We start from the raw sequence: 16269 nt of genomic DNA on the forward strand, positions 1-16269 counted from the left end.
TCTAAAAAACATAGACCAACTTTAGTCTTTGTTTATTCAAATGTTCCTTCTGTAATGTTTTTGATGTATTCTGATGGCGTAGTACCAAATTCCTTTTGAAAGCACTTTGTAAAGTATTTTGGATTGTTAAATCCCGTTTGGTAGGCTACTTCTGAAATATAGAAATTTCCACTTTTCAATAATTGTGCAGCCTTTTTCAAACGATAAGTACGAATAAATATAGAAGGAGCTTCGCCCAAAAGGCTTTCCATTTTTCTATAGAAAGTAGCCCTACTCATGCTGCACTCTTCTGCCAGAAATTCTACACCCAAACTTGGATTCATTAAATTGGCCTCTATGTGTCCTATCACCTTTTGGATAAATAAATCCTCCGGCGACTCCATTTCTGTTTCCTCTGGCTCCAGGTTGATTTTTTTTGCAAACTTAGCCTTTAGTAGTGAGCGGTTTTCAATCAGGTTTTTAGCCCTCCATTTTATTAGCGTAGCACTAAATGGCTTGTCAATAAAATCGTCTACACCACTTTGAAGACATAATAATTTCTGAGATTCCGAATTTCTACCCGTAAGAATTATAAAAGGAATATGATTCCATGTCGCCTGATTTTTGACGTGCCTTAGTAATGACAAACCATCCATTTTGGGCATAGCCAAATCACTAATTATTAAGTCAAAACTTCTCAAACCAAGTTCTTTGAGTGCCTCTTCCCCATTTATAGCTCTGGTCACCTCAAAATTGACACTTAGGTTTTCTTCTAATAAATCTAAAATGTCGGCTTCGTCGTCTACAATAAGAATGCTTGGTACCGAGCCATCATCATTCCTGTAACTTTTCAGCCCTTTTTTAGACCTTGATTCAATCTCAATTATTGGAACACTGTCAATAGAGAGTTTCATTTCATTTACCTGAAAGTGTTCTTTCTCTATCGGCAAATAAAAGGTGACGTCTGTAAACTCTTTCTCCTTACTTTTTATATCAATAAAACCTCTATGCTTCTGAATAAGCCTGGTAACCAGCTCTAAGCCAATCCCCTTTCCACCATCCGACTCTGGCAGGTTACTCGCTCTATAAAACCTATCAAAAAGCTTCTCAATATCACCCTCCGGAATACCTATTCCCGTATCACTTATGGTACATTTTAGATAAGTACCCGCCAAGGGTGCCGTATCTGGCAAATCAGATTTTTCTAGTGTAACCGTCTCTCCAATTACTGTAACCACACCATTTGGTGGAGTATATTTCATGGCATTGCTCAGGAGATTAAGCATCATAATTTCTATCAACTCCCCATCAAACCATGCCTCAGGGTATTCTTGCTCAAAAGAATATTTTAACTCTATGTCTCTAATGATGGCCAAAGGCTCTGAATCATGACAGATGGTCTCTAGTAAAGAAAAGATATTTCCTTCACCCACTTTTAAGAGGAACTCGCCACCTTCACTCTTTCTGATGTTCATAATCTGGTCGGTAATTCTTTTTAACCTGAGGGCTTGCTCATATAGGTTATTAAGAACCGCCTGATTAACTTTTTTCCCTGTCAATGCATTTTCAAGAGGTCCCAAAATCATGGTGAGTCTATTCTTGATTTCATGCGACAAATCAGAGAAGTGAACCATTTGTTGGTCTTGGAAAGCAACCTGAGCCTTTTCTTCTTGTAACTGTTTTTGAAGTTTAATCCATCTTCTAAATAAGAAATATCCGAGGTATAATAGCGAAAGAAACAGCCCTAAATATATCACAAATGCTGTTTTTGACCTCCAGAAAGGAACGTCAATGATTATATCAAAACTAGAAGGCTCATCATTCCACTGGCCGTAGCTGTTAGAAGATTTTACCTCAAGCGTATATTGACCCGAAGGTATATTTAAAAACTGTACTTTTTGATTTGCATCCAAAGAATACCTCCAGGTGTCATTATCATACCCCTTTAGTCTGTAGGCGTATCTATTCTTTTCTGGAATACCAAAATCCAGTAATGAAAAAAGAATCTCAAAGCTGTTTTGATTGGCTGCTAAGCTTATGCTTTTATCGTCTAAAATGGAGTTAATTAAATTTTCACCATCATTTTTATTCCCATCAATGTCTAGCACCTCAAAAGAATTCCAGTGAAAAGCTGCCATTTGACGCCCCTGCGTAGGGAGCGTTTTTATTTTATAAATGCCATTGGTGTTCCCAAAGTAAACTTCGCCATTTTCGCCCTCGGCTACGGCTCCAAAAGAAAAATCGCCAAATAGAATTTCTTCTTCTATACCATAACTTTGAAACGGGATAGGTTCATTAGGAATAAACTTGGCAATGCCATTATCTGTACTCACTACCAAATCTTTATTCAAACTCTCTCCAATGGCACAAACCACGTCAGATGGCAAGCCGTGCTGCTTTGTGTATTGTCTGAAAGTATCTGTCTCTGGTAAATATTTGTACAAACCACCTTCTCTGGTTCCAATCCAAATCTGACCTTTGGAGTCTTCTTTGACCGTTAATATTCTTCTTGATATATCTCCTTTCCTGTCTATCCCTGAATATTTCTTAACATCACCTGTAAGCAAATTCACCTTAGTAAGTCCATCTCCCCTAGAACCAATCCAGACGTTTTGAGAACGGTCTTTAATCATGGCAAAAAGCGTAGACGAATGATTACTGAGCTCATTAACTTTATCAAGAAGCCCGTCATGAACGCCTTTTCTATTGACAGAATATCTCTCCAAACCGTCCTTTTCACAACCAAGCCACCACTCTCCAGCTTCTATTTCCAAAGCCACATTAATGTTGGTTTTGGCGGTATGGAGTAATTTCAATTCCGATTTCTGGGCGTTTCTATTTTGCTCGTAAAAGTTGTTTTCTCCTATAAAATAGAAGACCCCATTTTCTGACTGATAAAAACGTCTGATATTATCTGGGATATTTACCTTCTCAAACCTTTTAGTTTTCGGTTCAAAAAGAAAGGCTCCGTCATCTCGACTTTTGACCCAAATTCGGTCTTTATTGTCCTTAAACAAGTAGTTGACCTGATTATTGATAGGAATGTAATTCCTAGTATTGAGTTTTATCCTTTCTACTTCTATGGAAGCAGGCCTTATTTTCACCAAACCTCGCAAAGTACCAATCCAAATTACCCCCAGTTTATCAATGTAGGAGGTCAGAATATTATTGTCGTCAAAAATGCCTGTATTTAGCTTAACTTCCTTAAAAGACTTTTTACCTCCAATGCCATTAGACAAATAGAAATTGTGATAAGAAGTAACTAATATTTCTTTATTTCTACCAAACGAAATAGAGGTAATAAAATCATAACCCGCTTCTTTCGGATTCCCAAAATGGTAGTTATTTAGAAGTTTTAAATGGTCTTTTTCAATAACAAACTCATATAAACCTTTGCCCTGACTCCCTACCCAAATTTCGCCAAGTTTAGATTTTTGAATAACACTTACTGGAAATTTATAAGGCGTACTTTTAATGGTTTGACTTTTTATATCAAATAAAAAAAGTCCTTTTGCCGTACCTAAAAGAAGTAAGTCTGCATTAATCTGTTCTAAATCGACTATACGTCCAGTTTGCTTTTCAAAATCTTTAGATGAATGTATGAATCGGGATAAACTATCGGGTGAGAAACCGTCTTTTGAGTCGTTTTTATAACGATAGAGGTAGCTCCTGGTGTTGGTTCCTACCCAAAGCTCTTTATTATTTCCTCTTTTCAAACTCCCAAAGCCTTCAATTTCTCTAGAGAGCGTTTGAAAGACTTTAGTTTTCTTGTTAAAAACACTGAAGCCGCTTTCCATGGAAATAACAATATTCCCATAAACATCTTCAGACAAACTAGTTACCGTATTGGTAAAAAGAGCGTTAGTTTGATTTGGTTTGGTGGCATAATGCTTTACATCATAGCCATCATACTCATAAAGGCCAGAACCCGTACCTATCCAAAGCAAGCCTTCTGAGTCCTGAAAAATGCAATTTATAGACCTGTTTGGAAGCCAATTTTCCTCCGAAATCCTCAGATTCTCCAAATTAATTTCCTGCCCTTTCAAATGAATTAAAAGGGCAAAGAAACTAATAATGAAAGCTCCAATTTTCTTCAAACTAAATCTTTATTTCAAACTTTTAAGTGGCCAAATTTCACTTGGTGTTCTTGTGTTATCTAACAGATGTGTCAATTCTTTCACTATTTCGGGGTTTTCAGCAGCCACATTATTCATTTCTCCTCTATCTTTCTTTAAGTCATAAAGCTCTGCCTCCCCCTTATAATCATGCCTTACTGCTTTCCATTTACCTTTTCTTACTGCCTGGTCAGAACTTGGATTTTCATGAAATTCCCAGTAAAGGTAATCATGCTCTTTCTGGGTTTCGTTGGTTAATGTAGGTAAAAAAGAAACGCCATCTGACTCTAAACCAGTAGCATCTTGATTTGTAATCTCAGCTAAAGTTGGCATTAAATCCCAAAAAGCCGAAATATGATTTGACACACTTCCTTTTTCTATTTTGGCTGGCCATTTTACGATAAACGGCACTCTAATACCTCCTTCATAAAGGTCTCTTTTCACACCTCTAAATTCACCGTTGCTTTTAAAATAACTCGGATTAGCCCCGCCTTCCTTATGGGGGCCATTGTCCGAGCTAAACATGATAATGGTATTATCTTCTAAACCCAATTCTTTGATTTTGTTAACTAAAACACCCACACAAGAATCTAAATGACTTATTTGAGCAGCATAAGCAGCAAGAGGCGTCTCTGTAGACCTGTAAGCCCACTTATTACCATCTTTGTCACTTTCCCCAGCAGCATTAACAAAAGCCTTATCGTCTACTGTTTCTGTATATTTATCAAAAGTCTCTGAAGCTGGTAACACTAGTTCTGCATGCGGTGTAGTATAAGCCATGTATAAAAAGAATGGCTTTTCTGAGGTTTCATTATCTAGGTATTTTATAGCTCTTTTCGTGAAAAGGTCATTTGAGAAGCCTCCCATTTTGCCTTCCTCATTTTCTTCAATGGCGATTCTATTTCCGTTTTCAAAAAGATACTCTGGAAACTGATTATGTGCGTGACCTTGATTCAAGTAACCGTAGCTATAATCAAAACCTTGTTTGATTGGCTCGCCAGTAGTAGCGTCCATGCCTAAACCCCATTTTCCAATAATAGATGTTTGATAATCGGCTTTCTTAAGTAATTCGCCAAGGGTAAAATCTTGGTCTCTTAATTCTAGACAAGCTCCAAAACCCAAAGGTCCTTTTTCATAATTCCCTCTGACGTAACTATGACCAATATGCTTACCAGTCATTAATGAAGCTCTAGACGGAGCACAAACCGAACTACCTGCATAATGGTCTGTAAACAACATTCCATCTGCTGCTAGTTTATCTATATTCGGAGTCTTTATTAATTCTTGTCCGTAGCAACCTACATCACCATAACCAAGGTCATCGGCTAAAATGTAAATCACATTTGGGTTTTGAACAGTCTCGGTTTCTTGCGAACAAGAAAAAAGAGAAATAGAAATAAGAATTACTGCTAGAGATTTTAAAGACATATGGCTGGATATTTTTTTCTTCAAAACTAAGCAAGAGATAATCATCCTAGAAATACTCAAAGCCCTTTGAATGATTTATGACAGTACTATGAATCAAAATTCACCCCTGCTATCATGGTCAAAGGTAGCTAGAAGTACAAATAGTCATTTTTTAACCAGATGACAAGTCAGGGGACTCAGAGCTAAAGTACCATTTATACCCCTAAAAAATGCCTTCGTACAGCTCAGGTTTGAAGCCTACCGAAATCACTTTTCCTTCTAATTCTAAAACAGGCCTTTTAATTACAGAAGCATTTGCTAGCATTAATTCTGCCGCCGCTGCATTATTATTTAGTGCATCTTTTTCGCCAGAAGAAAGCTTACGGTAAGTTGTTCCTTTTTTATTGATAAGAACTTCATAAGATTCTTGATTTAACCAATTATCTACTTTCTCTTTTGTTAAGCCATCCTTTTTGAAATTATGAAATTCAAAGTCAACTCCTTTTTCAGTAAGCCATGTTCTTGCCTTTTTTACTGTGTCGCAGTTCGGGATTCCGTAAAGTATATATGCCATTTTATTTATTCTTAATTACTTTCATCCGAGCAAATTTAGAAATAATTAAAAAGTGGTCAATTACTCTTATACAACCACTTTCCCTCAATCTCAAAACAACCCCAACCTTTTTCTCGGTTCACTTTCCAGTGGGGAGGCTTGCCGCCTGCATTCATTTTTTTTCGAAAAAAAACGAACCAAAAAAAACTGCATCCTGTAAACTCACACGTTCAAAATTCTAATAAAATGAGTTATAAAAGCATATCATTGCCTAAGAATTTTGCTCGTGCTCAAACAGTACAGGCTGATATAAAGAATACATTTGATTTAACCTTCTCCCTCAACCCAAATAATTCTTAATTCCAAATTTCATTACAAGCCGTCAATATTAGCGGCTCTCCATCGGTTACCACTATGGTATGCTCATGTTGGGTCACAAAACCGCCCTTATCTCCCACTAAGTTCCACTCTCCGTCAGATTCTACCGCATATTTAGAGTCGGTAGATATAAAGGTTTCTATAGCCACCACAGAGTTTTTCCTGAAACGTTCTTTGTTTGATTTATCCTTATAATTCAGGATATCTTCAGGTGCTTCATGCAAACTTCTTCCTACACCATGACCTGCCAAATTACGAATCACTTTAAAACCAGCTCTTCTAGCTCCATTTTCCATAATAAGGCCTACATCAGAAATTTTGACACCGCCTTTTATCTTGTTAATTGCATCAAAAAGAATCTTTTTAGAGGCATCTACCAGTGGCTGAAGTTTGTTAATATCTTCTCCTAATACAAAAGAACCGCCATTGTCAGACCAAAAACCATTTAACTCTGCCGATACATCTACATTAACTAGATCTCCCTCTTTTAATATTATTTCTTTTGACGGTGTGCCGTGAGCTACCACTTCATTCACACTTATACAGGTATAACCCGGAAACTCATAAGTCTCATAAGGAGCAGATTTTGCTCCATATTTCTTTAACAATTCTCCACCGTATTGGTCTAATTCATACGTACTCATACCCACTTTGGCATAGGCTCTCATTTCTTTGAGGGTTTCTCCTACCGCTTTACTTACGGCTATCATCCCTTCTAGTTCTTCATCACTTCCTATTGACATATTCTCTTTTTAACATCCGTTTAACAAGACAACATAATCAATCTTGCTGTCGTTTCCTGTTTTGTTCTTAATTTCGGCAAAATTCTTGATTAGATTCATTCTGAATATTATATACTCAAAACGTTTATGCATTTAATGAAAAAGCACATTCAAAACCTTAAAGGAATATCCATACTACTGGTATTACTAGCCATAGGCTGTAAATCAAATTCCCAACAAGCAGCTACCGTTGACCTTCCTGCAAAAGTAATTAACGAAACTGAGATTTCTTGGAAATCAAACTTCGAGGAGGCTTTGGCAGAAGCTAAAAACAGAGGTGAATTGCTTTTTGTGGAGTGTTACTCTCCTACCTGCCCATACTGCTTGGCACTAGAGCCATTTTTCAAAGAGCCAGAAGTTGCAAAAAAATACAACAGCAATTTTATCAATTTCAAGCTAAACGTAACAGAAGCAGAACAAGTAAAATACTTAAACGAAAGAAACATTTGGCTGCCAAGTTTTCCTATGTTCCTCTATTTTGATGGCGACGGAAACCTAGTGCACCAATCCAGTGCAGACCCAAACATTGCTTCTATTAATGGTAATGCGGATGCTGCTTTAAATCCTGAAACTAGGGCTTCTAGTTTTGCTAAAAGGTTTAAAGATGGTGAGCGTTCTGTTGAGTTCTTGGCCAACTATGCATCTTTTGCAAGAGTAATTAAAGATACCACTGCCGGAATAAATGCTGCTAACGCACTTTATGAGGTTTATCCAAAAGATAAATTAAGTTCTGAAGAGAGCTGGGAGTTGACTAAAAAGGCGGTAGATGATTTAGACAATGGTTTTGCTCAACATTGGTTTAACCACGTGGATGAAGCTGCTGCTTTTGAAAAAGAAGAAGGCCACGCAGACAATCAAAACAATATTCTCGGAGGAATTTTACAAAGAACGCTTTACGGTCCAAAAGGAAAAGAATTTAGCATAGATGAGCTTAAAAAAGTGAGACTTTATATGGCTCGTATAAAAGCTAGTCAATATGCTGATAATACGCTTTGGGAATTTGAAACTAAGGCTAACATCAGAGAAGGAAACTTACCTCAAGCCTTAGCTGTAGGTAATAAAATGATTAACACATTTAAAGGCAATGGCTCGGCTTACGTTTATATCACCAGAGTTTTTACCGATAATTTCCCTGACAACTCTTATGTAAAATCTGCCAAAAGCTGGTTAGTAAGTGCACTGCCTACCATTACACAAGATAATGTTAGAGCAGAATACTATTATGAGTTAGCCAGACTAAATCAGAAAGATGGAGAAACAGAAAAAGCGAAACTAAACGCCAAAACTGCCGTAGATTTAGCTACAAAAATTGGTACTAAACTAGAGAAGTTTAACACCCTTTATGAAAGCATAAAGTAAGGTCAAACAAAGATTTAATGAGAAAGGGATGAACATGCTGTTTGTCCCTTTTTTGATTTAATTCCAGCACCTTTGAACATAAAATAGCCTAATGAATTAGTATCAAGTAGGCTAATATATTCCTGCAAAATCTTAAATCAATTTGTTGCTTTTTCTGGAAGATTGATTTCAAAACCTATTGACAAAATACCTACTAAAGGGTCAGGTCGCATGTTTTGTTGTATCTCAAAACTGTACTTCCCTTTGTAAGGAAATTTAACTTTTTTGTATTGAGCTGCTGCAATCCTATGGTCAAAAAGATCTCCAAGTCCGTCCCCCATCGGTTTGCCCGATTTTTGGTCAAAAAGAATAAGCTCTTCCATTCCAGACATTAAGACATTTCCCGCAGAGTCTTTTAAAGCACTCTTTAAGTAAATATTATAGAAAGGGTACTGAATTGCATTTCTTAAAAGATAATTGACATGATACTCTTTCGTATTATCATCAATCTCAAAATCAAAATTTTGCGTGTCGTCCACAGCCCATTGATAATCATCAAAATCTGCCAAGTCTTTATGAACCGAATTTGAATTACATCCATAAAGAAAAATAGCACAAATAAATACAAGACTAGCTCTTCTCATTACTCGGATTACTGTTGTTATTTCTATTCGGACGTTTTCTATTATTCCTTCTGTTATTCTTTTTTGGCCCCCCACTCTTGGCTTGTGCATTAGGAGCTTTTTCGGCATTCGGTTTAGCATCTCCAGTAGACGGTACTGCTTGCTTATTTCTAGCTTGTGGCGGTCTATTCCCTTTTGGTTTCCTTTCAGCAGGTGCTCCTTGTTTTGCTCTAGCTGGTGCTGGTCTATTACCACTCGGCTTCTTCTCAGCAGGTGCTCCTGGCTTCGCTTTGGCCTGAACAGGCTTATTACTATTTGGCCTATTATTCCCTTTATTCTGAGGTTTTCCTTTTCTGTTTGGACGTTTTTTATTGCCCGGCGTTTTGGCTGCCAACTTCTTATCCAACCTGTCTAACTCATTATTGATAGGCTCTTTATTACTCACCACATCAACTAATAACTTCAGGTCTTCCAAACTAACGGGTTTTTTACCCGCTTTATTCATTTCCATGATTTCTACCACTCTTGTAGTAGCAATAGGATACCAGTTGCTATCGTTTTTGTAGCCAAACCACATCAACCTTCTAAAAATGTCAGTTTTCTGAAGATATGCTTCTCCTTTTTCAGTAAAAAGAGGTTTTGTTACTTTCGGGATATCTTGAAGAGCATCCACATAAGTTTCAAGCTCATAATTAAGGCAGCATTTTAGCCTACCACACTGCCCTGAAAGTTTTGCAGGATTAAGTGATAAGTTTTGATACCTAGCAGCCGATGTAGAAATAGATTTAAAATCTGTAAGCCAGGTAGAGCAGCAAAGTTCTCTTCCGCATGAGCCAATTCCTCCAATTCTTGAGGCTTCTTGACGCATGCTAATTTGACGCATGTCTACCCTAATTCTAAACTCTGATGCAAGACCTTTTATCAGTTCTCTAAAGTCAACTCTATCTTCCGCAGAATAATAAAAAGTGGCTTTAGAGTTATCAGATTGAAACTCTACATCAGAAAGCTTCATTTTTAATTTAAACTCAGACACAAGCTCCCTTACTCTAAAGAGCGTAGGCATATCTCTATTAATGGCTTGCTGATGCTTTTCTAAATCTTGCTCGGTAGCTTTTCTGAGAATTTTAGTAAGCTCGTTATTATCTGAAATCCCTTTTTTAATAAGCTGTAATCTTACAAGCTCACCCTGTAAAGAAACAGTACCAATATGAAAACCTGTAGGCATTTGACATGCTACAAAATCACCCGTGTATAAATCTAGTTTTTTGGTATTTCTGAAGTATCCTTTTCTTCCGCCTTTAAATTTAACCTCCACCACATCATAACGCATGGAGCTAGGCAGGGCCATATCTGATAGCCAATCGAAAGTATTTAATTTGGTACAGCCTGTGCTGCACCCACCGCTACTACAGCCAGCGGTTTTATGATTAGTCTTCTCGTCGGTTGCGAGCGTTTTAACGCTACCGCACCCTCCGGAAGAGCATTGTCCACATCCCATATATATATAAATTCAAGGGCATAATGCCCGTTATTCAAAACCTCTGCCTTAATTCACTTTTCAAACCTCTCACGCAGAGTACATAAACCTTTAGATTCATTAACAGAATCCAAGTTTTATCAAAAATAATCTAATTATTATTCAAAGACAGTAAATCCTGCCCAATATCTTTCCTATAGTACTTACCAGTATATTTCACTTTTCGTGCCATGCTCTGTGATTTTCTTACTGCCGCAGCCATAGTTTTTGCCAAACCAGTGAAGGCCATTACTCGTCCTCCGTTGGTCACTATTTCTCCTTCAGCATGCTTAGTACCCGCATGAAAAACTAGCGTATCGGCACTGCTTTCAGGAATATCCATCTTATGTCCTTTTTTGTAGGCTTCAGGATATCCACCAGCTACCACTACAGATGTTACTGCAGATTTAGGTGTAGTTTTTAGTTTAATTTTATCCAACTTCCCTTCTGCTGCAGCTTTAAAAATTCTTACAACATCCGTCTGGATTCTTGGAAAAACCACCTGAGTTTCTGGGTCGCCCATTCTTACATTATACTCAATCACGTATGGCTCACCGCCATCATTCATTAAGCCAATAAATATAAAACCTACGTAATCTATTTCATCTTTTTGGATACCTGCTAAAGTTGGTTTGACCACCTTTTCTTCTACTTTTTCCATAAAAGCAGCATCTGCAAATGGCACTGGCGACACAGCACCCATACCACCCGTATTTAAACCAGTATCTCCTACGCCAATTCTTTTATAATCTTTGGCCTCTGGCAAAATCATATAATTTTTACCGTCGGTCAATACAAAAACAGAAAGCTCAATACCTTTCAAAAACTGCTCTATAACCACTTTAGAGCTAGCATCACCAAACTTGGCATCTACCAGCATCTCTTTCAAAGTAACCTTAGCTTCCGCGGTATCTTCCGTAATAATTACGCCTTTACCCGCAGCCAGACCATCTGCTTTTAAAACATAAGGGCCTGGATAAGAATCTAAATATGCAAAACCGTCTTCCAGTGTATCTTTTGTAAAAGTTTTAGAAGCAGCCGTAGGAACATTATGACGTAGCATAAAGTCTTTAGAAAAGTCTTTACTCCCTTCTAGCATAGCACCTTTAGCAGAAGGCCCTATTATCTTCACTTTTTTCAGTCGCTTATCCTGCTTAAAGAAATCTACAATTCCGACTACTAGCGGAGCTTCAGGTCCAACCACCACCATTTCAACTTCTTTCTCTAACACAAAACTTTTAATAGATTCAAAATCAAGAATTGAAATATCTACGTTTTCAGCTATTTCCGAAGTTCCTGCATTACCTGGTGCTACATAAAGTTTTTCACACCTGTTTGACTGAGCTATTTTCCATGCAAAAGTGTGCTCTCTTCCTCCTGAACCTAAAACTAGAATATTCATATAAAATTTCGCTTTCTTTTTAAAGATGACAAATGTCGTGAAGTTTTGGGGCTTGTGGAAATTAATTTGAATACATCGGCATATAGTAAAAGACGAGTGCCCAATAACATTTTTTAAAGTATATGACTAAAAACAGCCTTTTCTTCTCCCTTTTAACTTTGAATCATAATCGGAACTGTGTTTATTTGAAGAAAAAAACTAATGCAAAAGGCTTGTCTTGTTTTTGATGTTTTACGTCATGTTTTAAACGTGACTGTCTTTGACCAAAAACTGAATGTTCTTTTTCATTCAAGCACGCCTAAACAACTTATTACTTCTAAAAACGAAGGTCGAGTTGAAGATTTAAACAGCATTAAGGCATGGATTGACAGCAATATCAAAATTCACAAAGGTTCTGACAAATACGAGATTGCAGCCATAAATTTCACTTCATATGTAGGCGGTATAGCTCACTTAGACGCCAATAACGAGTTGGTTCTTCCTATCTGGGATATTGACCGAAGGTTTAATTACGCTACAAGGAGTACCATTGAGAAAACCTTAGAAAAAAATAATCTTAAAAAGGAAGAAGCTCAAATTACTAACAATAGCTTTGAAACAGCTGCTCTTCAGCTACTCTATTTTAAGAATACCAAACCTGAACTATTTGAGAAAATAACTAAAAGCGTTTCTATTGCTCAGTATTTTCAAGCTCAGTTTACCAAAGAATACTTTCATGATTATTCTATAGTAGCTTGTCATTCTGGAGCTTGGGATTTTTCAAAAAAAGACTATTTAAAGTGGATTGACACTGAAAAGTTAAACGCCTTTAAACTTCCTGTAAAACGTTCATCTGAATTTATCGAAGTAGATAAGCTTGCCATTGGTCCAGGCATGTATTACAAAGTGGCGGAAACATTACCTTTTCTAAAAACCGTTAAAGAACGCTTCGTTTTGCTAAGCACGGGTGCATGGACTATTTGCATAAATCCTTTTAACCACTCAAAAGCTACTGATAATGACCTAGCAAATAACTGCTTCAATATTTTAAACCAGGAGGGTAAAAGAATAAAAATGGCTCGCCTCTTTAGCGGGAACGAGCATACTAGGCAAATTGAACACCTTGCCACCCATTTCAACTTGGCTCCCAAGCATTGTTTAAAAATTGACTTTGATGCCAACATAGTAAGACGTTTAAGAAAAAACACCAGCCAAGTGGTACCTGATAATACAGAGCTGGGCAATATGCTGGATAGTCCATTTATGGAACGAAACCTAAATAATTTCGCAAGTATTGAGGAAGCATACCACCAGTTTATTATGGATTTAGTAGCTCAGCAGGTGGCTTCCATCAAGTTGACTATTGAGCATCGCCCTATTATTGAAAAAATATTTGTAGAAGGTGGACTAGCCAAAAACAGCATTTTCATGGAGCTTCTTTCTGAAGCATTTCATGACAAAAAAGTTTATAAAGTTGGTTTTGAGGATACCGCAGCCATGGGAGCCGCCTTAGTTATTGGCGAAGCTTGGGGTGCAGAAAAACCAGCCGAAGAATTATTAGAATTAGAATTAATAGAATAGTAGATGAAGCAAATTGCTCTTGTTTTAACATTTTTAAGTGTTGTCATAACCTCTTGTCAAGAATCCGCCACTCCCCCTGAAGCTTATGGAGTCCTTCCTTCGGAACGTCAATTAGCTTGGCACGAAATGGAAACTTATGCCTTGGTTCATTTTACGCCTACCACTTTTGAAAACAAAGAATGGGGCTATGGTGATGCCGACCCTTCTGTTTTCAATCCTTCAAATTTTGACCCAAACCAAATAGTTAATGCCGCAAAAGCAGGAGGACTAAAAGGCTTGATACTGGTAGCTAAGCATCATGACGGTTTTGCATTATGGCCTACCAAGTCTACCGAATACAATATCACAAAAAGCCCATGGAAAGATGGCGAAGGTGATATGGTTAAGGAGTTTCAAGAAGCTTGTGAAAGAGCTGGTCTTAAATTTGGCGTTTACTGCTCACCGTGGGACAGAAACAGTGAGTTTTATGGAACACCAAAGTATCTGGAAATCTACAGAACGCAACTAAAGGAGCTATATAGTAATTACGGTGAGTTTTTTATGAGTTGGCATGACGGAGCCAATGGTGGCGATGGCTATTATGGTGGAGCCAATGAAGCTCGAAAAATAGATAACACTACCTATTACGACTGGACAAACACATGGGAAGGCATAACTAGAAAATTACAGCCTACGGCTAACATATTTAGTGATATTGGTTTAGATGTAAGGTGGGTAGGTGGAGAGCATGGCTATGCTGCCGAAACCCATTGGGCTACTTTTTCGCCAGAAGCCAACACAGGCACTGTGCCCGTTCCAGGAAATGTGAATACGCTAGTAAGTAGCACTGGAACTAGAAATGGTAAGTACTGGATGCCTGCAGAGTGCGATGTGCCGCTTAGACCAGGATGGTTTTATCACCCTGAAGAAGATGGAAAAGAAAAAGACTCTGAAGCTCTTTTTGACCTATACTTAAAAAGTGTAGGACGTGGTGCTGGGCTTGACCTAGGTTTAGCTCCAACCCCAGAAGGAATCCTTCACAATAATGATGTAGAAATTCTTACGAAATTTGGAACAAAACTGAGTGAAACCTTCCGTGAGAATTATATTTCGGGGGCTACTTTAAAAGCCAGTAATGTTAGAGGAACTGCTTTTGGAGAAGAGTTTTTGATAGATGACGACAGGTACTCTTACTGGGCTACGGATGATGAGGTTACAAATGCTTCTCTGGAAATTGAGCTATCAAAACCTGCGAATTTTGATTTAATTAGAATTCGTGAAAACATAAAACTTGGTCAACGAATTGACAAAGCTACTGTAGAAGTATTTGTGAATGATGCATGGGAGATAGTAGGCGAAGTTAACAGCATAGGAGCTACTCGATTAATAAAACTTGACACTCCAGTAGAAAGCGATAAAATCAGAATTACGTTTAACGCACCCGTAGCTATTTGCATTAGTGATATTGGAATATTTAAGATTAAATGAATTTAAAGGACGTTTTAGCAGCTTGGGGCTTAAATGCTTCCAATTTTAAAGAACAAAAGATTGGCTCTGGACATATTCATCAAACCCTAAAACTAGAGGGTGATGACGCTTATGTAATCCAACAATTAAACACCGCAGTTTTCAAAGACCCAGAACTCATTGAGAAAAATATTGGACTGGTTAGAGAACATTTGGCTAAACAGAATCCTGAGTATCTATTTCTAGCTTCTATTCCGACCTTAGAAAACAAAAACGTCTTTTTTGATGGCAGCCATTACTGGCGTCTGACAAAGTTTGTAGCCAATTCTACCACCATTGACATTGTAGAAAATCCTGAAGCCGCTCATGAAGCAGCTAAGGCTTTTGGTGAGCTAGGGAAACATCTTGATGGCATTTCGATTGAAAATTTTGAAGAAAGTATTGTCAATTTTCACAATTTAAATTTCCGTTTTGAGGAATTTAAAACTGCCTTAGAAAACGGACTAGAAGACAGAAAAAAACATGCCGCCGCTATTATAGACTTTTACTTCGCCAATGACAGCATCGTTGACGTTTATAATGAACTTGTAAATCAAAATACGCTGCCAAAACGAGTGCAGCATCACGACACCAAAATCAACAATGTACTGCTAGACAAAACAAACTTTAAGGCCTTAGCTATATGTGATTTGGACACCTTAATGCCTGGTTATTTCATTTCGGATTTGGGAGACATGGTGCGAACCTACACCTCTGCCGAAAATGAAGACAGCACAAACTGGGATGAAGTAAAACTTAGGCCTGCATATTACGAGGCTTTGATTAAAGGCTATTTATCGGAAATGGAGACTGTTTTAAGTCCATCCGAAAAAGCCAATTTACATTACGCAGGGCAATTTATGATTTACATGCAGGGCTTGCGTTTTTTGAGCGACTACCTGCAAGGCGACACGTATTACCCTGTCAAATACGACCTTCATAATTTTGACCGAGCAAAAAATCAAATGATTCTTTTAGAAAGCCTTCAGCAATATCTTGCGTCGAAAGGTTTAAGCTAATTGGGCTTTACATATTTGTCACGATTTTAGCTTTTTATCGCCAAAATCCCACCAAATGAAACTAATCTAAAACAAGAATAGCGACGGGCTTTACCCATCGCTACCAATATTA

At 37.6% G+C, this 16269-nt stretch carries 11 protein-coding genes; 4 read left to right on the plus strand and 7 right to left on the minus strand.

The features are described 5' to 3' along the window. Positions 1-32: 32 nt before the first annotated feature. The 4 genes from AC0L6O_RS20915 to map all read right to left on the minus strand — a co-directional run bounded on the left by AC0L6O_RS20915 (position 33) and on the right by map (position 7175). Entirely contained in the window at positions 33-4076 is a 4044-nt protein-coding gene (locus AC0L6O_RS20915) for a hybrid sensor histidine kinase/response regulator transcription factor (RefSeq protein WP_473305123.1), read from the minus strand. A 9-nt stretch (positions 4077-4085) separates the two neighbouring features. Continuing rightward, the gene (locus tag AC0L6O_RS20920; RefSeq protein ID WP_473305124.1) at positions 4086-5522 is read right to left on the minus strand and encodes an arylsulfatase; all 1437 of its coding nucleotides are present in this window, start codon (positions 5520-5522) and stop codon (positions 4086-4088) included. Positions 5523-5724: 202 nt separating this feature from the next. Beyond that, positions 5725-6075, minus strand: a complete 351-nt coding sequence (locus AC0L6O_RS20925) for an ArsC family reductase (RefSeq protein ID WP_473305125.1) — start codon at positions 6073-6075, stop codon at positions 5725-5727. A gap of 335 nt (positions 6076-6410) precedes the next feature. Continuing rightward, positions 6411-7175, minus strand: coding sequence for a type I methionyl aminopeptidase (map, locus tag AC0L6O_RS20930; protein WP_473305126.1), 765 nt, complete (start codon positions 7173-7175; stop codon positions 6411-6413). Positions 7176-7310: 135 nt separating this feature from the next. Here map and AC0L6O_RS20935 point away from each other — a divergent pair, with 135 nt between their 5' ends. Next, positions 7311-8573 (plus strand): thioredoxin family protein, encoded by a 1263-nt coding sequence (locus tag AC0L6O_RS20935; RefSeq protein WP_473305127.1) that lies wholly within the window; start codon positions 7311-7313, stop codon positions 8571-8573. A 137-nt stretch (positions 8574-8710) separates the two neighbouring features. Here the strand turns inward: AC0L6O_RS20935 and AC0L6O_RS20940 are convergent, their stop codons facing one another. From AC0L6O_RS20940 to purD, 3 genes are all read right to left on the minus strand, one after another. After that, complete coding sequence (locus AC0L6O_RS20940; RefSeq protein WP_473305128.1) at positions 8711-9196, minus strand: gliding motility lipoprotein GldH; 486 nt, start codon at positions 9194-9196, stop codon at positions 8711-8713. Continuing rightward, the gene (locus AC0L6O_RS20945) at positions 9183-10673 is read right to left on the minus strand and encodes a PSP1 domain-containing protein (protein WP_473305129.1); all 1491 of its coding nucleotides are present in this window, start codon (positions 10671-10673) and stop codon (positions 9183-9185) included. The genes AC0L6O_RS20940 and AC0L6O_RS20945 overlap by 14 nt, the downstream gene beginning before the upstream one ends. Before the next feature lie 130 nt (positions 10674-10803). After that, positions 10804-12093: a phosphoribosylamine--glycine ligase gene (gene purD / locus AC0L6O_RS20950; RefSeq protein WP_473305130.1), complete on the minus strand. Its 1290-nt coding sequence runs from the start codon at positions 12091-12093 to the stop codon at positions 10804-10806. A 201-nt stretch (positions 12094-12294) separates the two neighbouring features. Between purD and AC0L6O_RS20955 the strand changes: the two genes are divergently transcribed. Genes AC0L6O_RS20955 through AC0L6O_RS20965 form a run of 3 tightly spaced genes read left to right on the plus strand, consistent with a single transcriptional unit; the run spans position 12295 to position 16157 of the window. After that, on the plus strand, positions 12295-13653 hold the full coding sequence (locus AC0L6O_RS20955; RefSeq protein WP_473305131.1) for an FGGY family carbohydrate kinase: 1359 nt from the start codon (positions 12295-12297) through the stop codon (positions 13651-13653). A gap of 3 nt (positions 13654-13656) precedes the next feature. Then, positions 13657-15120, plus strand: a complete 1464-nt coding sequence (locus AC0L6O_RS20960) for an alpha-L-fucosidase (protein WP_473305132.1) — start codon at positions 13657-13659, stop codon at positions 15118-15120. Next, on the plus strand, positions 15117-16157 hold the full coding sequence (locus AC0L6O_RS20965) for a phosphotransferase enzyme family protein (protein WP_473305133.1): 1041 nt from the start codon (positions 15117-15119) through the stop codon (positions 16155-16157). The genes AC0L6O_RS20960 and AC0L6O_RS20965 overlap by 4 nt, the downstream gene beginning before the upstream one ends. Positions 16158-16269 lie beyond the last annotated feature (112 nt).

The organism is Arcticibacterium sp. GJ41-1 (assembly GCF_055808875.1).

Coding starts and splice junctions, on each gene's coding strand:
- AC0L6O_RS20920 (WP_473305124.1), bottom strand. CDS start 5,522: ATGTCTTTAAAATCTCTAGCAGTAATTCTTATTTCTATTTCTCTTTTT.
- AC0L6O_RS20925 (WP_473305125.1), bottom strand. CDS start 6,075: ATGGCATATATACTTTACGGAATCCCGAACTGCGACACAGTAAAAAAG.
- map (WP_473305126.1), bottom strand. CDS start 7,175: ATGTCAATAGGAAGTGATGAAGAACTAGAAGGGATGATAGCCGTAAGT.
- AC0L6O_RS20935 (WP_473305127.1), top strand. CDS start 7,311: ATGAAAAAGCACATTCAAAACCTTAAAGGAATATCCATACTACTGGTA.
- AC0L6O_RS20940 (WP_473305128.1), bottom strand. CDS start 9,196: ATGAGAAGAGCTAGTCTTGTATTTATTTGTGCTATTTTTCTTTATGGA.
- AC0L6O_RS20945 (WP_473305129.1), bottom strand. CDS start 10,673: ATGGGATGTGGACAATGCTCTTCCGGAGGGTGCGGTAGCGTTAAAACG.
- purD (WP_473305130.1), bottom strand. CDS start 12,093: ATGAATATTCTAGTTTTAGGTTCAGGAGGAAGAGAGCACACTTTTGCA.
- AC0L6O_RS20955 (WP_473305131.1), top strand. CDS start 12,295: ATGCAAAAGGCTTGTCTTGTTTTTGATGTTTTACGTCATGTTTTAAAC.
- AC0L6O_RS20960 (WP_473305132.1), top strand. CDS start 13,657: ATGAAGCAAATTGCTCTTGTTTTAACATTTTTAAGTGTTGTCATAACC.
- AC0L6O_RS20965 (WP_473305133.1), top strand. CDS start 15,117: ATGAATTTAAAGGACGTTTTAGCAGCTTGGGGCTTAAATGCTTCCAAT.